Source organism: Massilicoli timonensis (assembly GCF_900199515.1).
Classification (GTDB): domain Bacteria; phylum Bacillota_I; class Bacilli_A; order Erysipelotrichales; family Erysipelotrichaceae; genus Massilicoli; species Massilicoli timonensis.
On the sequence record NZ_LT963433.1, the window covers coordinates 41,450 to 63,058 of the forward strand.

Here is a 21,609-nt window from a genome sequence, read left to right on the forward strand (position 1 = left end):
ATTCTCATAATCAAATAATTTATCAAAGATTATTATATATCCATTACGTAATTTTCCTTGCTTCTCTTTATTCAAATCATCCTCCATTCTTAATAAAAAAAGGGCGCTTTAACTTTTTGCGTAGCTATTTTAAAGGCGCTTTAAATTGATGCGTAGGTGTGGAGGACCTTTAACTTTTTTCGTGGCTATTTTCAAACCTATTTAACTTCATGCGTGGATACCCTTTAACACCTTGCGTGGGTGTCCACTTTTACTATGAAAAAAATAACCTTCATGTTACTTTTTCTTTGCCGTGAAACTTTAACACGAAGGAGGTATCAACCTATGTATGATTTTATCACAGATCTATTCAATATCGACAAAAATTTGATTCAATTTTCTGATATCAAATCTTCTCCTGATCTAACCCAACTTTTTATTGCTCTTAAACCCACTAATCCTCCTTGTCCTTACTGTAGTGGTATTTTCCACTCCAATGGTTATCATCGTCCTAAATATATCAATCACCCTAAACTTACTGATCGTAAGTGTGTCATCGTTTTCAAAAATAATCGTTATCAATGCAACGAATGTCTTCGTACTTTCTCCGGTAAGAATCCTTTTACTTTCTCTACCTTCAAAAACTCTTACCTTGCTTTGAATAACATTATGAAATCTCTTTCCAATCTCAACTATACTTATTCTATGGTAGCTCAACTCAATCACATCTCCATTACGCAAGTACAGCGTTACTTTGACAGCTTTGTCAATATCCCTAGAATTCATCTTCCTGAATCAATTGGTATCGATGAAATCCATTCTAAGATGGCAAATCGTAGAGATTCTGCTTATTTATGCATTATGGTAGATAATGTAAATAGATCCTTATTTGAAATTCTTCCTTCTCGTTCTAAGGCTGAATTAAAACGCTATTTCGATAAAATACCTCTTGCAGAGAGAAATAACGTGAAATACGTAACGATTGATATGTGGTTGCCTTATAAAGATATCGCTGCTACTTATTTAAGGAACGCTATTATCGCTGTTGATCCTTTCCATGTTGTAAAACACCTCATGGATTGTTTCACTCGCATTCGTCTTAATATCCTTTATCAAGTGGAATACAACAGTAATAGTTATTATCTCTTAAAAACTTGGAAAGATTTGATCGAAAAAGATGTTTATTTAGATAATAAACCTGTCTACAACAAACGATTTAATAGAAAGTTGAACAAAAGAGATCTGCTTGATATGATATTGGATATTAGTGAAAACTTAGCTCTTGCATATCGTTTGAAAGAGATGTATTTACTCTTTAATCAGAAAGCAACTGAAGAAAATTGTGAACAATGGTTTAATTCTATTTATGAGGCTTTTATAGAGGCACAGATTCCTGAATATCATGAGTTTATTATTCTCCTTAACAATTGGAAAATTGAAATACTCAATTCATTCAAAAGACCTTTTGATAATAGAAAGCTTAGTAACTCTCTTTCTGAAAACATCAATGGTCAGATACGTACTTATCTGGCGATTTCTAATGGTGTTACTAATTTCACTAGATTTAGAAAAAGATGTCTTTTAGCTCTTAATAAAAAAGTTTTCTATTCTATTAATGATCACTTAAAGTCTGATAAAAATTCTAAGAAAAATCATTCATTATAATCATCTTACCTATATTCTCGGCATATAAAAAGCAAATGTTTTTATAAGATTTTTTATCTTATTTTTCATTTGCTTTTCTTCTTATTACCAACGCACTAGTTTATAGCGTCATTTCCCAAAACCACGCACCAGTTTACATTACAATTTTTAAATAAAATCATCCACTTCTGCAATCAATTAAATTCCAATCTGAAAAAACACATTTTGACTTTATGTAGGTACTTTCTTGTATCGCTAAGCAAAGTAGCTTATTTGGTCTACTCATACCTACATAAACACATTTTCTACTTTGTTCAACTTCCTTGCTGCTCCCTAACTTGCCAACTCCTAAATAAGGTAAGATGCGTTTTATGTCAGAAGAATTTTTATTTTCAGTTTCCAAATATAACGTAGCATCGTGTGTTTCGCCTTTAACACCATGCACTGTATCAAAAATAATTTTTCTATTATGCGTTTCATCAAAATAAATATTCAAACCCGATTTACTTGAATCGATTAATTTTGTTTCATCCATAAAATATAGTGGAACTTTCAAAAATGCATCTGTTTCATTGCATTCTGCACCGACAATATTATTCGCTATTTCTCTAATAACTGCATTCACATTTTCAATAGTATAACTCTGCAATGAAGATAATCGAAGAAATCCATCAGTATATACATCAAAATATTTTTCAGATAAAATACTTTTTATAGAATGCACTGTATATTTATTGCCAGTTGCAGAATCAATACTCCCCGTATAACCAAATAATTTACATAAAAGCCGTCTCACTTCATTTTCTACTGAATATAGTTTTCCTTGTTGTAAATCCTTTGCTATTTTATCAATATAATTCCAGTATCTATTTGGATTTTTTACATTAATATTAGGATTAAATTTATCCCAGTAATCACCAATTTTTAATCCAGCTAATTCTTCTCGTTTTACTAGTCCAATCATTTTATAAATTCCCTTAGAATCATATAATTCATTTTGATTTAACGCAGTAATAAATGCATCAACCACTCTATCTCTTGTATCTTCATTAAAAACAATCAAAGTTGGAACATAAGATAAATATCCTTTAGACGAGATAATTTTTCTCTTTTCGGTTCTTAAATTCACCAAAACATCAGCAACCTCCTGTCCATACCGATTAGAAGAAGCCATTTCCATGCATTCCTCATTTAGTAACCACTCAGTTTCTTGAGCTTTCTCAGAATCATATATAGCTTGATCTGGATCGCCAATATGAAATACGCAAGTTTTGTTTTTATCAAAAATTTTATTTAGAACTTGTCTTTGTATTAAATCACAGTCTTGATATTCATCAATAAATACATATTTAAATCGCATTGAAAAGAGTTCCGTATATGCTTCAGATAAATTATCCATAGCTTCCTTAGCATATGAATAAGCATCTTTGTATCGAATCATACCCTCTTCTTTTAACAAATTTGAAATTAAGTTTTTAAATTGTTCCGTTGATGGCTTATCCGCACCTGCTAGTGCTCTTTTCTGATTTCCTATGCATAAAGTCCCATTATCACGTATATGTAGTGCCTCTATATGTTCAAGTTGATCGGTGAACTGATTACCCGTTTCAAAATTTTTTTCTACCACAAATTTCAACGCCCTATACTTTGACCTGCTCTTCATTTTAATCAACATATGATTTGCATATGTACGATTATCAACTACTTGAATATTACGACCTGAAATATTGCGTAAATAAGGCATTGTTACAAACTTGTCAACAAATGATTGTATTGTTCCAACATAATTTGGATAATTTATAAGTCTATCTGCATATTCATTTAATTTTATTTTTATTTCATTAACAGCAACATTCGTATGTGATAAAACACATACTCCAGCTCCATCAGGAAGAGGCATTCTTTCAGCTAATAATTTTAATTTTGCAAGTAATACCGTAGTTTTACCACTTCCAGGACAAGCAGCAACATCTGATGATTTCCAACAACAGATGACTTTTTTTGCATCATCGGGAAAATGACAAAAATCAGGTAAAAGTAGTTTCTCAACTTCTTCTATTTCTTCATCATTAATATGTATCTCACTCATTAAATTATCAGTCCTTTCGCTAATTTTCAAAATTCACTGAATATTTTATAGCATCTACTAAATACTTAAGATAAGGATCGGTTAAAATATTATCACTTAATTCTTTTTTCTTAGTTTCATCAATATTAGATTGATACAAATCAAGGTCAAACATATCTACTTCTGTAAATCCTTCAGGAAGTATTGAAATATCTAACTTAATTAGAGCAACTAAACACTGAGCAACAATTGCCTTAAGACCGCTTTTATCTGATTCATTCAGCATCAGTCGATACATTTCAAATGCTTTTTCCGAATGAGATAATCCTTTCCATTTATCATTGTCCTCCGTTATTTCTTTTTTAACTTCTTCTATTTTATCTTCTGTAAGTGCATATTTATCGCTATTTTTTATTTTCTTACCATAGCGAATTGCTTTATGAAATTTCTCCTGAAGACAACTTAAAGCAATACAATATTCCAATGTCCATCTTGGTGAAGTAAAACCACAAACCGAACCACTTGTGTATTTTTTGTTTTTTTCTTTTTCTACCAGTTCGGATTCATTTACTTTTTCATTAAACTTTTTTTCTTTTGTTATTGGATCAATATCATATGGTTTTACATCACAATCTGTAACAACAGAAACAGGAATATCTATTTTATCTCCATTTTTACGAACAAATATTCTGGAATATCTTAAAAAAGCAGTACTTCCAACATTAACAATAGATACTCCATACTTTTCAAGTGGATAATCTAAAACCTCTGCCAAAACAGGCAATAAAAGATTCTCCGCATCCCCTTCAACCATTAACACACCTCTTGCAAAGAACAAATTAGCCTTGGTTGCGTCTAAAAATCTTTGAAGAAATAAATAATCTCCTTTTTCTAGCTCAGTATTTCCATATGTCATATCATAGCCAATTCCATTTTTTAATAAAACTATATTCTTTAAATTCACCTTTGAAGCCAAAATCGTACTATGCGTAGATATGATTATTTGAGTACCTGAATTATCATATTCTTTTTGTAAATAATCAATCAATCGAAGCTGAGCTTGAGGATGTAAATGTGCCTCTAATTCCTCTATCAATGCAAGTCTCAACCCTCCAGATGAATCAGCATTTAATAGCAATAATTCAGCTGCAATAAATAATAAATTCAGCTCTCCCAATCCCGGATTTACTTCAGAAACTCTTAGAGATAAGCTCTCTAATATCTTTTTCAACTGAATATCAGCAACTTTTAACTGTGCTTCAGATGAAGTATTAGAAACATTAAACGCAGATAAATTGTTTCTGATTGTTTCTAATACTTCTTTTCCTTCTTCTTCGGTAAAATATTTTTCAATATCTTCATTTGCTTTTGACAATATTTCCTTCAGTCTATGTTCTTCTTTATTCACAAACAAAGAGTGACCTGATAAGATTTGTGCTAATCTTGAATTTCTACCTGAACTCATTTCTCGTTCAGCATCTCTAAGTGGTTTTAGATATACTGTTCTTAAAAGTTCTTTTGCCTTGCCATCCAAGATAATATTGTCATCTATGTTACCGACTCTCAATTCGGAATATATTCTGTTCTTATCTTTCCAAGCACGATAATGTAGATTCATAGAATATTTGATTGTATCACCATTTTTTTCAAAGCATAAATATTCAACAAAGTTTTTAGCTTCATTCTGTGTAAAATCATTAATAGTGCATTTTATACAAAATTCTTTTACCACGTTTCCATCTTCATCAGTATAAAAATCTTCATCTGTTGGTCGTACATACTCGTTACTTTGCGTAAGAAGAACTATTTTTAAAGCATCAATAATCGCAGTTTTTCCAGAATCATTCTCTCCAATAAGTGCATTTAAACCTTTATGAAAGCTAATTGATAATCCCGGTAAATCTCCATTGGACTTAAATTGTCTAAAATTATAGAGTTCTAATTTAGATACTATCATCGTTAACCTCCTTAATTCAAAACATTTGAGATTTATAATTATTTATTTAATTTTTCTCTGGTCGTATATCTAAAATATCATCAACACTACATTCTAATGTTCTATACATCTTTACTAATACTTCCATTGATACATATTGATTCTTAGAAATCTTAGCCATCGTATTTTGACTGATTCCTGCTTTTTCTGCAAATTCCATTTTCTTCCATCTTTATCAATTAAAAGTTTAAATAATTTGTTGTAACAAACATCCATCATAAATTCCTCTTTTCTTTACTTATATTTATTATATAGGCAATATTAACTAAATAACAAGTTTTTCTGTAAAAATAGAAAGATTTACTTGATATTGATTAATTAAATTTAGTAATTGATAATATATCTAATATAATTCATGATTGTCATACTGACGTTTTATCTCTGCCTTCCTTTAGATTCCATCTTACGCTGAATAACTATTGTTAGAATAATTGATTTCTTTTGTCATGCAAGTAAATTAAAAAGTTCATTATTGTTATTAACAATCTTGCAATAGATTTCTAGCATAAGAGCATCCTTGTCAATAGCGTATGTTTTTTCATTCTTACCGTTTATCTCTATCACAGTATTAGGAAGCATCTTTATTCGTTTTTTTAAATATGTATATCTATTTAATTTGATATTAGAATTTCTATTTCTTATTTATTTTCCTTCGTTTTCCAAAAACGATAAATTGGATATTTAGTAAATTCCTCTTTTTGATTAGATTTTAATTTGTTAAAATACCTTCTAGCTTGAACATGTTGATCTAATAACAAATATGCACCTAATTTACACATATCATTAGTAGTTTTGTTTTCTATAATATTCCATAGGCATAGTTGTTCATCTTCATTTAAAGAACGCATTCTCTTAATCACTTGCAAATAATTTATTTCATTTATAGCATAATCTGTTTCTATAGCGCTATTTTTTATCCAAGTAGCAAAATTAAATGATGTATTTAACAAATCTTTTCTTTTATCATTAGATAAATCATAGGAGTTTAGCAAAGTAAGTAAAAATCGTATAGGTCTTTCAAAATTTGTATCTTTTTGGTATTTTTGAAAATCAATTAGAAAATTTTCTGTACGAAGATTAGAAATTTCTAATAAATTTCTATCAATTAATAACTCATATTTTGAAACTAAAATTTGTTGTTCATTTTCATCAGTAAACCCAACCTGCATATCTTTATCAAAAAAATCAAATAGCATATGTTCAATTCTTTCTTTTGATTTATCTCTTTGTAAAACTATAAGAAAATTCAGGTTCCCAATAGGGAACAAAGTAATTATAGGAAGATCTTCTCTCAAACCATAAACAGGTTTATTATCTAGCAATGCCACAGATAGGCGAAAGAGATTTCTAGCTTGTTCATCTGTCAATGTAGATAAATCTAAGTCCGAATTACATTTTAAAATATCAAAAACACGAACCCCTCTACGAATATAATCTAAACGTTGTCTTTGATCTTTTATATTAAAATTTGAAAAATCTGCATTATTCTCATCAAATGGGAATTTTGTATCTTCAATTTGAAAATATCCATTTTCAATAAATGAAAGCATAAAATCTAAATCTCTATTTAGAATTCTCATAAAAGATGAATCCTTATATTTTATTCTACATGTATTACTTCCTTTTGTAATAATAATCTTAAAACTATCTCCAAGCTTTATAGTTGTTTCTATTAATGATTCAGTAACAAAATAGGAGTTATAAAACACTTTGTTATTAATCGTTATTTCTTTGTGTATTTCGTGATGCGTAAATCTCTCTTGAGGAATTATTTCAATAGGCTGAAGAATATTACATCCTTTTATTTTGGCATATAAATAAACATCGTTTTTTAATAATGCTTCTTGAGGATCATTTATTCCTATTCCTGAGAAAGGAATGGTTATTCCTTCTAATAATCCTTTTTTTTCTAATTCTTCCAAAGATTCTAATTTTGTATCTACAAAACTTGCTTGCTTTCTACAATTTTGTAAACAATTAAGAAAGATCGTAGTTTTAGAACTCTTGTCCTTTGGAAATTCATATAAAGTAACAGATTTTGTTTTCTTTCCTTTTATATCATTTAGCAAAAAATTAAGTCTCATTGGTGTCAATTCTCTATAATATATTTTTGTTTCTGATTTTTCATTTACATACACAACAAAAAGAATTGCACCACCATCTTTTAAATAATTTTTTAAGTCAATAACATTCATAGAATATTTTATTTCTTTATTTGAAAAATTATTAGCAAATTTGCCTTTTACTTGAATTGGTATTCTTCCCTTTAATGTGTCTTTGGTTTTCTTTTTGTTATCATAAATATATATATTTCCATCCCATGATGGTTCTTTGTCATTATCTGCAACAAATTCATCTAAAAGAGGACAAACTGTTATACTGTTTCGAACAGCATTTACAGATAAAGTTTCTATTGTCTTGCTATTAAACTTTGCCATATTTCATCAACTCCTTTTTTTACTTTCTATTTTCTGTATTAATTCAAAGAACTCTTTAAAACCCTCTTTTTTCTCAACTATATCCATTATACAAGTAATGTAAACTAATGAACAGAGATTTTCTGTAAATGCACAAAGATTTTCCTTAAAAACAGCATATTTTTCTGAATTTTATATAGAAATCCATTCCCTTAACTTCAATCCAATATGGGTTCACATGGACAAACGCTATGGCACGCCTGCCTGTCGAGCCGGCTATCCATTGCTTAAAAGCGGCAGCCGCGGTGTCTACGTATTAGTCTTACAAGATGCATTAAACGCCTTAGGCTATTCGACGAGAACTTTAGACGGTGCTTTTGGTGCCAACACCCGCAATGCTTTGATGGCATTCCAGCGCAATAACAACTTAAGTGCAGATGGCATATGCGGTTGTGCAACATGGACCAGACTAGTAGCAGAAGCAGTCGGTATCGGAAGAACAGACACCGTTATTGATCCATAAAAATCTTATTCTTATCTTTATCTTTTTGAATGCTATATTTGAATACTATAAGTGTTATCATTGTGATCTATGCGATAAAACAAATGATACCATTTGCTTTTCCAACGCAAAGAATGCACATGCTGAAAAGCTTTATCGGATCTGCAACAATAAATAAACATTAGCACATTCACTTAACAGCATAACACACAATAAGTGTGATATAACCAATAAAAACACGGAACATCCCCTGAAACACTCAGGAAATAGACCGTGTTTTATTACACTTCCCAACAAACAATTTTCATAAAAACGAAAAATGAGCTTGACATTTCACTGCCAAACTCATTCATCTACAAAATGGTGGTCCCGGTCGGAATCGAACCAACGACACAAGGATTTTCAGTCCTTTGCTCTACCGACTGAGCTACGAGACCATTTGGTTGCGGGAGAAGGATTTGAACCAACGACCTTCGGGTTATGAGCCCGACGAGCTACCAGACTGCTCCATCCCGCGATGTATAAAGATTTTCAAAAATGGCGGAGGAACTGGGATTCGAACCCAGGCGCCAGTTTCCCGACCTACCGGTTTTCAAGACCGGACCCTTCAGCCACTTGGGTATTCCTCCAGATGTTTTCTACTGGTGGACCCTGTAGGACTCGAACCTACGACCCACCGGTTATGAGCCGGATGCTCTGACCAACTGAGCTAAGGGTCCATTTTTTATCAAAATGGTGGCTAGGGTGGGACTCGAACCCACGGCCTTCCGGGTATGAACCGGATGCTCTAGCCAACTAAGCTACCTAGCCATCTAAATGGTCGGGATGACAGGATTCGAACCTGCGACCCCTTGATCCCAAATCAAGTGCACTACCAAGCTGTGCTACATCCCGCAGTATGGCGCGCCCAGTAGGAATCGAACCCGCAACCTTTTGATCCGTAGTCAAACGCTCTATCCAGTTGAGCTATGGGCGCACATTTATCAGCCAGTTATCAGGCTTGTATATAATACCAAATATCTTTCGCTAACGCAACCCTTTTTTTCAACTTTTTTATATTTTCCAATCGATTTCCTTTCTCCGCTCCTTAAGCCACTCTTGCTCATCACTTTCCGTCGCTTTTCCCATCATCCCCTCTTTCCTTTTCCACATTCTCCTTTTATAATAACAGTGCACATCTCCCTAAAGAAAAGAGGACTGCCATGAAAAAAACAACTGTCATTGAAATGCCGAAGCTCTCAAACGATCAGCTGATTCCATACCAAAAGAACCGATTGACAGACAGCTACTACGAACAAACATGCTTTGATCATCTGCACATCGAACAATGTGGAGAACGCCTGCATCTTTCATCATGCAAATTTGATCACTGCATCTTTTCCAAGTGCAATTTAGAACGCTTTGACGGTATGGATCTCCTATTTGACCACTGCGATCTTTCCAATCTCGATTTATCCCACGCTGTTTTTCATCGCTGCATCTTCATCGACTGTCGCTTGACTGGCGCCGATTTCACCAATACCACTTTTCGCAATACGACCTTTCAAAATTGCAGCGCAGCCTACTTCAACGGCGCCTGCTCATCCTTCAAGCAATGTGCTTTTATTCAATGCGATTTATCCAACAGCTCTTTTAACGATTGTGAGCAGCAGCATCTCATCTTTCAGGAATGCAATTTGAATCAGTGTGAATTTCATCATACAAAAATGAATTGTGTCGATCTTTCTACCAGTACCATCGAAGGAATTCTCCTTTCACTGGATACCATCAAAGGAATGAAAGTCAATCAGGAACAGGCGATCTCATTGGTCGCTTTGCTCGGCATCGAAATTGTTTAACATCATGCGCCCCACTATCCTGCTATATCGGCATTGATCATCAGTATGAGCAGCGCGATCAATTTGCGCCATCAACCGCATCACCAAAAATCCCCTTTCCCTAATATACAGCCAGTCATAAATGAAAAGTATCCATATCGCTCATCACTTATTTCATTTCCCGACATCAATCGTCTTATCAAGAACCATCAATAAACCGATCTGATCGATCAATGCGCCACCATCTCAATGCCCCTATACGCATCTCCTAACTCAGATCGGCTCTTCTGTTTTTGCTTTTATCCTGCTTTCTATGCCACAGGATGCTCTTTTTTCACAAAATAAGTGTTTATTCCCACATAGTCAAGCAATCAAAGCGACGCCCTTTTAGGCGCTTCCTACTGTTCACTCATCAAATCTGTTGCATCCTATCATAAAAATATAACATCATTTCATTTCACACGATCACCGCCATCCGGCAATTATTCATACTATAAGTGTTAATTAGCATTCATCCTTCCTTACTGCCCATTTTATTCAGTCTGCAATTTAGCCATTTCAACTAATAACTTCACACCGGTTTCCATCTGCGAAACTACTACAAATTCATACTTTCCATGGCAATTATGATCGCCTGTTCCAATATTGGGACATGGTAGGCCTTCATATGTCAAACGTGCGCCATCCGTTCCTCCGCGAATCGCTTCCACTTCAAAGGCAATACCAAGCGACGCATATGCCTTTTCCAACAAATCCACACAGCTCATATCCTCTTCTATTTTTTCACGCATATTGTAATAAGAGTCTTCCATTGTCAGCACCGCACAATCCGTACCGTATTTAGTATTGATAAAGCCAACTGCCGCTGCCATCAGCGCTTTTTTTCGCTCAAACTTCTCTCTGTCATGATCGCGGATAATGTACTCCATCCGTGCTTCTTCCACTGCTCCATGCAGTTCACAAAGATGGAAAAAGCCCTCATAACCATCGGTGGCAGCCGGCGTTTCCAAAGCCGGAAGCAGTTGATGCAGCTCCATCGCTACCAAAGCCGCATTGATCATCTTTCCCTTTGCACTGCCGGGATGAATGCTGCTGCCGTGAATTTCCACCAATGCCGATGCTGCGTGAAAAGTCTCATAGCTGATCGTTTGGATTGGTCCTCCATCCACTGTATAAGCAAATTTAGCCCCGAATTTCTGAATATCAAAATGATCGGTGCCGCGTCCGATCTCTTCATCCGGTGTAAAAGCGATCGCAATGCGTCCATGCAAAACACTAGGATGATGCACCAGATAATCCAGCGCTTCCATAATGATCGCGATGCCGGCCTTATCATCACCGCCCAACAGCGTCGTACCATCGGTTACGATCAAATCCTCATTGACATATTCCTTCAGAAAAGGAAATTCGCTTGTTTTCATAACGATCTGTTCCTTTTCATTCAATAGGATATCTTTGCCGTCATAATCTCGCACAACTCTTGCCTTTACGTTCTTGCCAGACATCTCCGAAGCTGTATCCATATGTGCGATCCAACCGATCGTTTCCACACCTTCTACATTTCCCTTAAGCCAGGCATACACGATGCCGTATTCATCTAAATGCGCATTTTCAATGCCGAGCGCATGCAGTTCTTCCACTAGATGTTTGCCTAATGCCAACTGCTTTTCGCTGCTGGGCACAGTATTTGATTTTCCATCAGACTGTGTGTCATATGCGACATAATCTAAAAATCGTTCCGTTACCGTCATATTTCTACCTCCATTTGCTGCTATTATATCATTTCCGATGTGATTGCACAAAAAGAAAGCAGATGCAGATCCTATTCATTTGTCAAAACGATGCGATGCAGCCTATGATAGATCGTTTCATAATCATCACCCATTACTTGCAGTAGCTTTTGCAATGCCATCGGTACTTGATAGCGTTCCTTGAAATCATGAAGTGCCTTTTTTCCCATGTCGATCGCTTTTAATGCCTCATCGGCAATTTCGCGGTCATTGTTCACAACCAGATGTTTTACCATCGTCATAAGATCCGCAAATCGTTCGTCCATACCTTTTTCATTCGGTGTTTCCTCTCCTAGATCATGCAAATAGCGGATCAGATGTTCCTCATGTCTATGAAACAATGCGATTGCTTCACGCATCAGATCCCGCAGTTCTTTGCAATCCGCTTTTTCCAGAAGGTCATCGAACGTAAAAATCCCCATATGTGTTCCTTTCAGCAGTTTTTCCAGCTCATCTTTCATTTTCTTATCCATCATTTTCACTCCTTTGCTTGTAGTATGCGTCATAAGCGACAAGTCAATCCGCAAAGTTCCAAAATACGTTTTGATGGTTTTTCCCACTTCCCTTATACCTTTCCAAATCAACCACTCGATGATGCGCTCTTAATCAGTTATATTCTTGTTCGTATGATCTCTTTTTTATAGCATGCGCTTTTATCCCCCCCCAGCCTTTTCGATTTCACACCGCTTTCTCTCCTATTGATTCATACATTGTTCTTTCTACCCTGTTCATCACTACTACATCAATCCATTTATCAGCTAAGCATAAAAAACAAAAGGGCGTCCTTGCTATGACCCCTTTTGTCTCTATCTGCTTTCCCTTTATTTATTATTTTATCTCATGGATCACCTATGCTATTTGATTATCCATGTTATCTTGATTATCTGTGCTATTTGATTATCATCTATTTTATTTAACATCTAGTCATTTGCAGCGATCCCTTTTCCTATTTCGCAAATCTTTTAGCACCCCGCTTCTTTTTGCTGCTGAAATTCAGCCTTGACTTCCTCTAACAGACCCTGCTCCGAAAGCAGTCGATAACCGATCATCGCCAAAGCGATCGCACCATCCCGCAGTCCCTTTTTTCCTGCTTCACTGATCGTTGCGCTTGCCATTTCCTTAGAATGACCGTTTACACCGTGTTCCGCGATCTTTACATAGCCATGCAAAGCCGGACAGATATAGCTTACGATTCCAATATCACTTGATCCAAACGGTTCTTCTTCCACCGGCTCCACATTCATTCTGCCAACCTGATGATATTCTTCCTCTAATAACCGGCATAATGTATAATTGATCCGACAATCCTCATAAGGACACTCATAAGTGGAAACCTCATAAGTACATCCGCTTGCCTTGCAGGCTCCTTCCACACAATCAATCGCCCGCTGCGATAATTCCTTCACATAAGCCATTGTCGTGCCTCTGAAATAATACTCCAATGACGCATAGGCAGGAATTACATTCGCCACTTCTCCCCCTTCTCTGATAATACCGTGAATATAAGTGTGCGGCAATACGTACTGTCTTAGCAGGTTGATGTTCAAATAACTCAAAACCGCCGCATCCAAGGCACTCTTGCCGTTCTCCGGGGAACAGCCATGCGTATTCACACCATGAAATTCAAATTTCAAAGGATTCAAAGCCAGGGTTCTGCCGCCCAATCGATCATCTGTATCCGGGTGAATCATCATCGCTACATCCACATCATCAAAAACATGTGCATGCGCCATGGATACTTTTCCACCGAAATTTTCTTCTGCAGGCGTGCCGATGACACGAATTTCCCCGCCGAATTGATCGACAGCATCTTTCAGTGCCGCACCGGCCGCCAATGACATCGGTCCGATCAAATTATGTCCGCATCCATGCCCGACTTCCGGAAGCGCATCATACTCGCATAAATAGGCAATGACCGGTCCTTTCTTTTTCCCTTTATAAATGCCGATAAAGCCGGTCGGAACAATATAGCCTTCCTGTGTTTGAAATCCTTGTTCTCTTAATCCCTGCGCCAGCATTTTCATAGATTCAAATTCCTCATTGCCCACTTCCGGGTGCGCATACATCTGTTTTACATAAGACATATACGTTTCTAAATGACTCTCAATTTCTTTTATGATCTGCTCTCTCAACACGATCCCTCCTATACTTGATTTATAGTTCTATTGTATCATGCTTTTCTTCTGCTTTCATCTCAGCTGAGCAAAAAATCCTGAAAAAGATGAAAATAATGTAAGATGCAATTCCCCCTCTTTTTGAAACAGTCGTAATCCTTCATTCTTATTTGGATCAAAAAAAAGCGTATAGAAACTTTTGTGCATCTTTCTATGCTTTCAATATCCTAACCGCTTCCCTATTCGTGTCCCTCATATCCAAAAAGAAACAGGACAGAAAACAAAAAAGAACGATAGTCGCGCCACCGTTCTTCATGCTTCCTTTTTCATCTCATTTACGCTTTATTTTTAAGATGCGATTCGCTCATTTCATCACAATGCCATATTTGTTTCATTTTGTCTCTTTGGTAAAATAGAACGTGAACACCATTGTGATGATTCCGGCAGCAGTTTCCGCCTGCAATTTCCCGCTGATTGCCATATATCCAAATACAAATCCGGCAATTAACGTCATAATCGATTTGATCTTTAACAGATTTTTCAGTGCTTCCAGCATATTGACCTCTCCCCTTTTTCCCTGTTTGATGGTGCATGCTTCCTTTGCTCATGCATACTGCCATGTATTTATCTATATGTAAAAAACAGGATCCTGCCACTGCCTTCTTCACATGCCTCACATTTCTTATTCAAATGTATCCTTCCATCTGCCCTTTCCCTTTCCGATAAAAAAAAGGAAATCTCCTACTTGCAAGACTTCCACGATAAGCAGATGGTGACCCCTGGGCGATTCGAACGCCCGACCCTTTGATTAAAAGTCAAATGCTCTACCAACTGAGCTAAGGGGTCATAATAAAAAAATGGTGCCGACTATAGGAATTGAACCCACAACCTACTGATTACAAGTCAGTTGCTCTACCAATTGAGCTAAGTCGGCAAATAAATGGTGGAGGTTAACGGGCTCGAACCGCTGACCCTCTGCTTGTAAGGCAGACGCTCTCCCAACTGAGCTAAACCTCCAAATATAAAGTGATCTTGATGGAGCGGATGATGGGAATCGAACCCACGTAGTCAGCTTGGAAGGCTGAAGTTCTACCATTGAACTACATCCGCATAAAAAATGGTGACCCCTGGGCGATTCGAACGCCCGACCCTTTGATTAAAAGTCAAATGCTCTACCAACTGAGCTAAGGGGTCATAATGGAGCGGATGATGGGAATCGAACCCACGTAGTCAGCTTGGAAGGCTGAAGTTCTACCATTGAACTACATCCGCATACATGGCTGGGGTAACTGGATTCGAACCAGTGGAATGCAGGAGTCAAAGTCCTGTGCCTTACCGCTTGGCTATACCCCAATTACTTACCAATATAAAATAAAATCATGGTGGGAGAGGACAGATTCGAACTGCCGAACCAAAAGGAACTGAGTTACAGTCAGCCGCGTTTAGCCACTTCGCTACTCTCCCATGTATGATTTATAAATGGTGCCGACTATAGGAATTGAACCCACAACCTACTGATTACAAGTCAGTTGCTCTACCAATTGAGCTAAGTCGGCAAATAAATGGTGGAGGTTAACGGGCTCGAACCGCTGACCCTCTGCTTGTAAGGCAGACGCTCTCCCAACTGAGCTAAACCTCCATCTTTTTAACATCCTTGCTTGGTGCTCATATATAATATCATGGCACCTATATGGTGTCAATAACTTTTTTTATTTTTTTCCACTTTTTGAACCACTGTATTTTAGCGTATTTTTAGTGTGTTTTTACCCATTTTTACTCATGTTTTTCCTGTCGATCCGCATTCGCTTCCAAGTGCTGTAAACAAGCGATTTCATATGCAAAACAGGCAGAAATAAGTGTAAAGAGAAAACAAGATCAGCAGTGCACCTAATGCCTTTCTGCTGATCTGATTCACTTTTACTGCTCCTTCTGATCACGAAATACGATCTCTCCGCTTGTTTCATCCATCGACTCTACGATCGCCAATGATGCAAGGCGATATCCCTGCTTTCGCAAACGATCGCCGCCCTTCTGAAACCCTTTTTCCACGGCGATGCCGATGCCCTCTACCGTTCCGTTCGCCTGTTTCACCAAATCGATCAGCCCCTCCAGCGCACAGCCATTCGCCAAGAAATCATCAATGATCAATACGTGATCATCCGCATGCAGATATTGCTTTGACACCACGACCCGATTCATTCGATCATGCGTAAAAGAATGAATTTGTGTCGCATAGACATCTTCATCCATATTGCTTGTCTGTGCTTTCTTCGCAAACACGACCGGCACATCGAAATGTAGACCTGCCATGATCGCAATTCCGATTCCGCTCGCCTCGATCGTTAAGATCTTATTGATCGGCCGATCCGCAAATAACCGTTTGAATTCTGCTCCCATTTCATAAAAGAAAGTAACATCCATCTGGTGATTCAAGAAACTGTCTACCTTCAAAACCTGACTCGTTTTGACCACGCCGTCTTTACGGATCCGCTCCTCTAATCGTTTCATTGTCATTCACTCCCTTTTTCACTTCTTGCCGCTTATCTAGTCATTCCCTTTGCATAAATAAAGAAACTACCTTCAACCAGCATACTTCTCTGCTTCATTCACCGTATCATGAGCACTTCATCTTCCGCTTATGAAGAAAAAGATGAGATCAAGCGAAATACAAAGACATCTTGATCCTCTATCAACACATCATCCATTGCCGGGCACATCCCCGCTTCCACACAAATACGATTGTTTTCCGATTCAAACACAAGCCATGGTCCTTTTTCCATATCTTGCTTTAACCCGGCTATCTCATTCAGCAGCGAACCGTATTCACTTTCAACGATTGCCGCATCCAGTTCCTCTTTTTCTTTCAAAAAAGCCGTTAAATTCTCTGTGTCGGTTTGATAGGTTTTCTCCCATACTTGTTTTGATGTATCCCCGCTTTCATCCATGACGATGACCGTGATTTGTTTTTCTCCTGTTTCCGCGGATGGCTTCATCCATTCAGATACGATTGCCACACAAAGGATCAGAAGCAGTGCCATTAGCGCATATACCATTTTTCTTTTCATATCCCAATTCTCCTTTTCTTAAATCCCCCTACCTTGGATGCTCGACCTATCGCTGCTATCCGCATAATGTACACATCTTATTTCACTTTTCTTCGCTAGGATCCGCTTACCTGCTCCTTATCAGCCAACCTGCTTTTTGATCCTCGTCAAAACATGAAACAGCGGTTCATAAAGGAACAGGGCAGCGATAAAAGTCAATCCTGCCTGAATCAAAGAGGTCTTCATTCCCATCAAAACATAAAGCATCGTAACTCTTGCATCAAACAAAAGAAACGGCAGATCGACCAGTTGTCCGCATAAAAACGAAAAACATGCGCAATAAAACGGTATGATTCCCTCATGTTTTCGCAGCCAATTCCGTGAAAGCGAAAACAGCAGCGCATAAGTGGGAAAGATGATGAGGTATGCGATATTCCACAGCATGATGCCATGAAGCAGCAACTGCAGCAGCGCAAAGATCCCCGCCGCAGCGATCACTTCCCTGCGTTCAAATACCAGCGCAAATAACAGCAGTGAAAAGGTGATCAATTCCAGATATAAAATATCCGCAAACATCCGAAAGATCGCATACAGTACCGCCGCCATGATCGCCGTACGGGTCAGCTGCCTCGTACTCATGTTTTTGAATAGCGCTTCTGTCGATGCGCGCGTTCCTGCTTGAATGAAGCATTTTGCTTTGGTTTGTTTTTGGGAATCAGGCATTTCGGACCATTCCCGATCAGATCTTCACGATGAGCCTTTTTCAATGCCCGATAAACGATTTCATAGTTTTTCGGATAGCTAAACTGCATCAGCGCCCGCTGTTCCAGCTTTTCTTCATAGGTTTTCGCAACATAGACCGGTTTCATATTACGCGGATCCAATCCGGTATAATACATACAGGTTGCCAAAGTTCCGGGCGTCGGATAGAAATCCTGCACTTGCTTAGGTGTATGATGGATCTTTTTCAGATAACACGCCAATTCGATTGCACTGTTGAGATCACAGCCCGGATGTGAGCTCATCAGATAGGGCACCAGAAACTGTTTCTTGCCGAACTGTTTATTTTTCTCATAATAACGATCGACAAAACGCAAATACAGTTCTTTACGCGGTTTCCCCATCTTATCCAAAACCGGTGCACTGACATGCTCCGGTGCTACTTTCAACTGTCCGCTGATATGATGCTGCACCAAACGATCAAAAAAGGTTTCATCCTTGTCATACATCAGATAATCATAGCGGATACCGGAGCGAATAAATACCTTTTTGACATTTGGCAGCGCTCTGACTTGATCCAGCATATCGACATAATGACTGTGATTCACTTTCAGATTCGGACATGGCGTCGGCCATAAGCACTGCCGCTTCGCACAGGCGCCATGTGTCTGCTGCTTATCACAGGCAGGTCGGGAAAAATTAGCACTGGGTCCGCCGACATCATGAATATATCCCTTAAAATTTTTCATCTGTGTGATCGTTTTGGCTTCCGCTACAACACTTTCCACACTTCGTGTCGAGATGACACGCCCCTGATGAGAGGTAATGGCACAAAATGCACATGCGCCAAAGCAGCCACGGTTGCTCGTAATGGAAAACTGTACTTCTTCGATCGCCGGCACATAATGATATTTAGGGTGAAAGGTGCGCTCATAGGGAAGTGAATAAGTGAAATCCATCTGTTCCTGTGTCAATGGCAGCGGCGGCTGATTACAGATCACATACCAGCCCTCATAAGCTTCAATCAGCATTTTAGAATTGATCGCATCCTGATTTTCATACTGGATCATAAAGCTTTTCGCATAGGCGCGTTTATCGGTTCTTACCTGTTCATAGCTCGGCAGCAGAATATAGTCATCAACGATCATATCCAAAGTTTTGCTTTTCCACACCGTTCCTCTGATATAACAAATATCCTGCACTGCCAAACCGCTGTTCAAAGCATCAGCCACTTCAACGATCGTATTTTCTCCCATCCCAAACATCAAAAGATCGGCCTGTGAATCGATCAAGATCGACCGCCGTACTTTATCATCCCAATAATCATAATGCGCCAGTCTTCGCAAGCTCGCTTCGATCCCGCCGATCAGTACCGGCACATCGGGAAATAAGCGTTTTAGGATCTGCGTATAAACGATTGTCGGCCGATCCGGTCGTTTCCCCATGATCCCATCATCACTGTAAGCATCCTGATCCCTTCTTCGTTTATTCACTGAATAATGATTGACCATTGAATCGATATTGCCGGCGGACACCAAAAAGCCAAGGCGCGGCGTACCGAATTGTAAAAACTCCTCATCCTTATGCCAGTCAGGCTGCGCAAGAATGGCACAGCTATAACCAAATGCCTGCAAGGTGCGGGTAATGATGGCACAGCCAAAAGAAGGATGATCGACATAGGCATCACCCAGTACATAGATAAAATCGACCTGTTCATAGCCCTGCTCCTGCATTTCTTCTTTCGTTGTCGGTAAAAAAGCCATCCCATTTCCCTCCTTTTCCTTCCAAGACGATCCTTTCATCGTATTTTTCATCTCATCAATCTATACCAGTAGATTTTAACATGTAAAACCCTAATTGAAAATATCTAATTAAAAAGCATTTCCTTTCTTTTTCTTACCTCTTTCCATCCGATCAGCGATCATGAAAGATCAGTGATCAAAAAAAACATCTATCGTGATGCGCAAGCAAGCCAAACCGCTTTATTATCCATCTGTCTATATCCTAACGGCTATTGCCAAGCAAAGTAAAAAAAACACCCTTTGGATAAGGAACACGATCGTGCTTTCCACATCTGTCGGGGTGTTTTTCTTCTTGTTTAGTACGCTTGCCTATGCTTCGATTTCGCTCTTCCAAAGACCATGCAGATTGCAATATTCATACACAGTGATCGGTCCATGATAATCTCCGATCGGGAATACCGCCTGCGGTTTGTCATCGGCGCTCAGGTTCACTCTTGCCACATGTCCATCATAAGCTACCGCGATCCAAGTGATCCAGTGTTCCGGTGTCATCGGATGCTCAACATCCGCAACCTTGACCGAAACAACACCGTTTTCCACACTTGCGACCGGTACATGCTTTTCCACTGCCGCATCCGTTGTATTTGGTGTCAATTCTTCCATCGGTTTCCCACAGCAGAATACCGGAACCCCTTTATCAAATACTTTTTCCACTACATTACCGCAAACTGAACATTTATATACTTTCATGTTATCCTCCTATGGCTTTCGCCTTTTGCGATGCAAATGATCGCTTTCTATCTCCATTATAACAGCATCATCAAGAAACGCAACCGCATTGCCCAACAATTTATTCGATTTCCTGTCTGCCTAAAAACTGTAATAATCGCACATAAGCATTTTGGGCATCGTTTCTGCCCTGTTCATAAAGCTGTTCCAGCTTTTCACGGTTCTTTTCGATACGTGATACACTGACCGGTTCCTTAGGACGAATCACAAACAGTTTTCCTTCTTCCTCCAATCGATCGATCTCGTCCATTCGTTCATTATAGCGAAGCGGAGCGGTGATCAAACGATCCACCAACGCCGGTGAAGACTTAAAGTGATTGCGGTAAATGCTTTGTAAAATAGGCGGTACACTGCTTTTGCGATATCCTTTATTGCGCGTCAAGATCAATACCAGCTGATCACATGCAAAGGGCAGCTCATCAAACAGCGGTACTGCACAAGTAACGCCTCCATCCAGATACTTTTGATCACGGATCACGACCGGGGCACTTAATAACGGCATACTGCTGCTTGCCTGACAAACTTTCAAAAAATCTTCATACTCACCTTTTTCCACAAATTCTAATTTTCCGCTCTCACAATTTGAGATACCGACATAAAAACGCTGCTTGGAAGCATAAAATGTTTCAAAATCAAAGGGCAGTAAATGAGAAAAGATCTCATCAAATACAAAATCAAAATTAAAAAAGCTGCGATCCCTTGCGAGATTGCCGACACCCATATAACGCTTGTCATTGACATAATTCAAATTTAACTGAATCGATGTTTCTTTCTGTCTTGAAATATAATAAAGGCCATTCAAAGAACCGGCTGAAATGCCGACAACATCATCTAAATATAAATGGTGCTCCATCAATACATCTAATACACCGGAAGTATAAACACCTCGCAAAGCGCCTCCCTCTAACACCAAAGCCGTTTTCATGTTCTCACTCCTTACCGCTGTTATTATAGTCCTTCTTTTTTAGACATGCAAGCAACCGCAAT

At 38.0% G+C, this 21,609-nt stretch carries 17 protein-coding genes and 17 tRNA genes; 3 read left to right on the forward strand and 31 right to left on the reverse strand.

The window, feature by feature from the left end:
* The first annotated feature begins 324 nt into the window (after window positions 1-324).
* Entirely contained in the window at window positions 325-1,644 is a 1,320-nt protein-coding gene (locus C1712_RS00705) for an ISL3 family transposase (protein ID WP_180963030.1), read from the forward strand.
* Between the two features lie 157 nt (window positions 1,645-1,801).
* Here the strand turns inward: C1712_RS00705 and C1712_RS00710 are convergent, their stop codons facing one another.
* From C1712_RS00710 to C1712_RS00725, 4 genes are all read right to left on the reverse strand, one after another.
* Complete coding sequence (locus C1712_RS00710) at window positions 1,802-3,742, reverse strand: UvrD-helicase domain-containing protein (protein ID WP_180963031.1); 1,941 nt, start codon at window positions 3,740-3,742, stop codon at window positions 1,802-1,804.
* On the reverse strand, window positions 3,732-5,648 hold the full coding sequence (locus tag C1712_RS00715) for an ATP-dependent nuclease (protein WP_102265930.1): 1,917 nt from the start codon (window positions 5,646-5,648) through the stop codon (window positions 3,732-3,734). Before C1712_RS00715 ends, C1712_RS00710 begins: the two co-directional genes overlap by 11 nt.
* 46 nt (window positions 5,649-5,694) lie before the next feature.
* Window positions 5,695-5,847, reverse strand: coding sequence for a helix-turn-helix domain-containing protein (locus tag C1712_RS00720; protein WP_281254593.1), 153 nt, complete (start codon window positions 5,845-5,847; stop codon window positions 5,695-5,697).
* Window positions 5,848-6,325: 478 nt separating this feature from the next.
* A complete protein-coding gene (locus tag C1712_RS00725) occupies window positions 6,326-8,125 on the reverse strand; it encodes a DUF4365 domain-containing protein (RefSeq protein ID WP_102265932.1) in 1,800 nt (599 codons plus the stop codon).
* Between the two features lie 217 nt (window positions 8,126-8,342).
* On the opposite strand from C1712_RS00725, the gene C1712_RS00730 reads away from it, so the two are divergent.
* Window positions 8,343-8,627, forward strand: a complete 285-nt coding sequence (locus C1712_RS00730) for a peptidoglycan-binding domain-containing protein (protein WP_245858021.1) — start codon at window positions 8,343-8,345, stop codon at window positions 8,625-8,627.
* Between the two features lie 340 nt (window positions 8,628-8,967).
* On the opposite strand, the gene C1712_RS00735 is transcribed toward C1712_RS00730, so the two are convergent.
* From C1712_RS00735 to C1712_RS00765, 7 genes are all read right to left on the reverse strand, one after another.
* Window positions 8,968-9,043 (reverse strand) — tRNA-Phe (locus C1712_RS00735).
* Between the two features lie 3 nt (window positions 9,044-9,046).
* A tRNA-Met gene (locus C1712_RS00740) sits at window positions 9,047-9,123 on the reverse strand.
* Window positions 9,124-9,144: 21 nt separating this feature from the next.
* Window positions 9,145-9,235 (reverse strand) — tRNA-Ser (locus C1712_RS00745).
* Between the two features lie 13 nt (window positions 9,236-9,248).
* Window positions 9,249-9,325, reverse strand: a tRNA-Ile gene (locus C1712_RS00750).
* A gap of 14 nt (window positions 9,326-9,339) precedes the next feature.
* Window positions 9,340-9,416: transfer RNA gene (locus C1712_RS00755), tRNA-Met, on the reverse strand.
* A 7-nt stretch (window positions 9,417-9,423) separates the two neighbouring features.
* Window positions 9,424-9,500: transfer RNA gene (locus tag C1712_RS00760), tRNA-Pro, on the reverse strand.
* A gap of 5 nt (window positions 9,501-9,505) precedes the next feature.
* Window positions 9,506-9,582 (reverse strand) — tRNA-Arg (locus tag C1712_RS00765).
* 226 nt (window positions 9,583-9,808) lie between these two features.
* On the opposite strand from C1712_RS00765, the gene C1712_RS00770 reads away from it, so the two are divergent.
* Window positions 9,809-10,444 carry a pentapeptide repeat-containing protein gene (locus C1712_RS00770; protein ID WP_102265934.1) on the forward strand — a complete coding sequence of 212 codons (636 nt, stop codon included), beginning with the start codon at window positions 9,809-9,811 and terminating at the stop codon, window positions 10,442-10,444.
* Between the two features lie 512 nt (window positions 10,445-10,956).
* Here C1712_RS00770 and pepT read toward each other — a convergent pair.
* The 20 genes from pepT to C1712_RS00865 form a co-directional block, all read right to left on the reverse strand.
* Entirely contained in the window at window positions 10,957-12,174 is a 1,218-nt protein-coding gene (gene pepT, locus C1712_RS00775; RefSeq protein WP_102265936.1) for a peptidase T, read from the reverse strand.
* A 71-nt stretch (window positions 12,175-12,245) separates the two neighbouring features.
* A complete protein-coding gene (locus C1712_RS00780) occupies window positions 12,246-12,686 on the reverse strand; it encodes a DUF2383 domain-containing protein (protein WP_180963032.1) in 441 nt (146 codons plus the stop codon).
* 489 nt (window positions 12,687-13,175) lie between these two features.
* The gene (locus tag C1712_RS00785) at window positions 13,176-14,348 is read right to left on the reverse strand and encodes a M20 family metallopeptidase (protein WP_425435986.1); all 1,173 of its coding nucleotides are present in this window, start codon (window positions 14,346-14,348) and stop codon (window positions 13,176-13,178) included.
* A gap of 370 nt (window positions 14,349-14,718) precedes the next feature.
* Window positions 14,719-14,883 (reverse strand): hypothetical protein, encoded by a 165-nt coding sequence (locus C1712_RS12595; protein ID WP_178200731.1) that lies wholly within the window; start codon window positions 14,881-14,883, stop codon window positions 14,719-14,721.
* Window positions 14,884-15,097: 214 nt separating this feature from the next.
* Window positions 15,098-15,173: transfer RNA gene (locus tag C1712_RS00790), tRNA-Lys, on the reverse strand.
* A 12-nt stretch (window positions 15,174-15,185) separates the two neighbouring features.
* Window positions 15,186-15,261 (reverse strand) — tRNA-Thr (locus C1712_RS00795).
* A 7-nt stretch (window positions 15,262-15,268) separates the two neighbouring features.
* Window positions 15,269-15,344: transfer RNA gene (locus C1712_RS00800), tRNA-Val, on the reverse strand.
* Window positions 15,345-15,363: 19 nt separating this feature from the next.
* Window positions 15,364-15,437, reverse strand: a tRNA-Gly gene (locus C1712_RS00805).
* Window positions 15,438-15,445: 8 nt separating this feature from the next.
* Window positions 15,446-15,521: transfer RNA gene (locus C1712_RS00810), tRNA-Lys, on the reverse strand.
* A gap of 4 nt (window positions 15,522-15,525) precedes the next feature.
* Window positions 15,526-15,599 (reverse strand) — tRNA-Gly (locus C1712_RS00815).
* Between the two features lie 5 nt (window positions 15,600-15,604).
* Window positions 15,605-15,680: transfer RNA gene (locus C1712_RS00820), tRNA-Gln, on the reverse strand.
* A gap of 27 nt (window positions 15,681-15,707) precedes the next feature.
* A tRNA-Tyr gene (locus C1712_RS00825) sits at window positions 15,708-15,791 on the reverse strand.
* A gap of 16 nt (window positions 15,792-15,807) precedes the next feature.
* Window positions 15,808-15,883 (reverse strand) — tRNA-Thr (locus C1712_RS00830).
* 7 nt (window positions 15,884-15,890) lie between these two features.
* Window positions 15,891-15,966, reverse strand: a tRNA-Val gene (locus tag C1712_RS00835).
* A gap of 278 nt (window positions 15,967-16,244) precedes the next feature.
* Window positions 16,245-16,835: a xanthine phosphoribosyltransferase gene (locus tag C1712_RS00840; RefSeq protein WP_102265942.1), complete on the reverse strand. Its 591-nt coding sequence runs from the start codon at window positions 16,833-16,835 to the stop codon at window positions 16,245-16,247.
* A 128-nt stretch (window positions 16,836-16,963) separates the two neighbouring features.
* A complete protein-coding gene (locus C1712_RS00845; RefSeq protein WP_102265944.1) occupies window positions 16,964-17,392 on the reverse strand; it encodes a DUF4430 domain-containing protein in 429 nt (142 codons plus the stop codon).
* A gap of 120 nt (window positions 17,393-17,512) precedes the next feature.
* On the reverse strand, window positions 17,513-18,010 hold the full coding sequence (locus C1712_RS00850; protein ID WP_102265946.1) for a cytochrome B: 498 nt from the start codon (window positions 18,008-18,010) through the stop codon (window positions 17,513-17,515).
* Window positions 18,007-19,854 (reverse strand): YgiQ family radical SAM protein, encoded by a 1,848-nt coding sequence (locus tag C1712_RS00855; RefSeq protein ID WP_102265948.1) that lies wholly within the window; start codon window positions 19,852-19,854, stop codon window positions 18,007-18,009. The genes C1712_RS00850 and C1712_RS00855 overlap by 4 nt, the downstream gene beginning before the upstream one ends.
* Window positions 19,855-20,202: 348 nt before the next feature.
* Complete coding sequence (locus C1712_RS00860; RefSeq protein WP_102265950.1) at window positions 20,203-20,583, reverse strand: desulfoferrodoxin family protein; 381 nt, start codon at window positions 20,581-20,583, stop codon at window positions 20,203-20,205.
* A 100-nt stretch (window positions 20,584-20,683) separates the two neighbouring features.
* A complete protein-coding gene (locus C1712_RS00865) occupies window positions 20,684-21,547 on the reverse strand; it encodes a patatin-like phospholipase family protein (RefSeq protein WP_102265952.1) in 864 nt (287 codons plus the stop codon).
* Between the last annotated feature and the right edge of the window lie 62 nt (window positions 21,548-21,609).

Coding starts and splice junctions, on each gene's coding strand:
- C1712_RS00720 (WP_281254593.1), bottom strand. CDS start 5,847: ATGGAATTTGCAGAAAAAGCAGGAATCAGTCAAAATACGATGGCTAAG.
- C1712_RS00705 (WP_180963030.1), top strand. CDS start 325: ATGTATGATTTTATCACAGATCTATTCAATATCGACAAAAATTTGATT.
- C1712_RS00715 (WP_102265930.1), bottom strand. CDS start 5,648: ATGATAGTATCTAAATTAGAACTCTATAATTTTAGACAATTTAAGTCC.
- C1712_RS12595 (WP_178200731.1), bottom strand. CDS start 14,883: ATGCTGGAAGCACTGAAAAATCTGTTAAAGATCAAATCGATTATGACG.
- C1712_RS00845 (WP_102265944.1), bottom strand. CDS start 17,392: ATGAAAAGAAAAATGGTATATGCGCTAATGGCACTGCTTCTGATCCTT.
- C1712_RS00860 (WP_102265950.1), bottom strand. CDS start 20,583: ATGAAAGTATATAAATGTTCAGTTTGCGGTAATGTAGTGGAAAAAGTA.
- C1712_RS00770 (WP_102265934.1), top strand. CDS start 9,809: ATGAAAAAAACAACTGTCATTGAAATGCCGAAGCTCTCAAACGATCAG.
- C1712_RS00725 (WP_102265932.1), bottom strand. CDS start 8,125: ATGGCAAAGTTTAATAGCAAGACAATAGAAACTTTATCTGTAAATGCT.
- pepT (WP_102265936.1), bottom strand. CDS start 12,174: ATGACGGTAACGGAACGATTTTTAGATTATGTCGCATATGACACACAG.
- C1712_RS00840 (WP_102265942.1), bottom strand. CDS start 16,835: ATGAAACGATTAGAGGAGCGGATCCGTAAAGACGGCGTGGTCAAAACG.
- C1712_RS00865 (WP_102265952.1), bottom strand. CDS start 21,547: ATGAAAACGGCTTTGGTGTTAGAGGGAGGCGCTTTGCGAGGTGTTTAT.
- C1712_RS00855 (WP_102265948.1), bottom strand. CDS start 19,854: ATGGCTTTTTTACCGACAACGAAAGAAGAAATGCAGGAGCAGGGCTAT.
- C1712_RS00780 (WP_180963032.1), bottom strand. CDS start 12,686: ATGGATAAGAAAATGAAAGATGAGCTGGAAAAACTGCTGAAAGGAACA.
- C1712_RS00850 (WP_102265946.1), bottom strand. CDS start 18,010: ATGAGTACGAGGCAGCTGACCCGTACGGCGATCATGGCGGCGGTACTG.
- C1712_RS00730 (WP_245858021.1), top strand. CDS start 8,343: ATGGACAAACGCTATGGCACGCCTGCCTGTCGAGCCGGCTATCCATTG.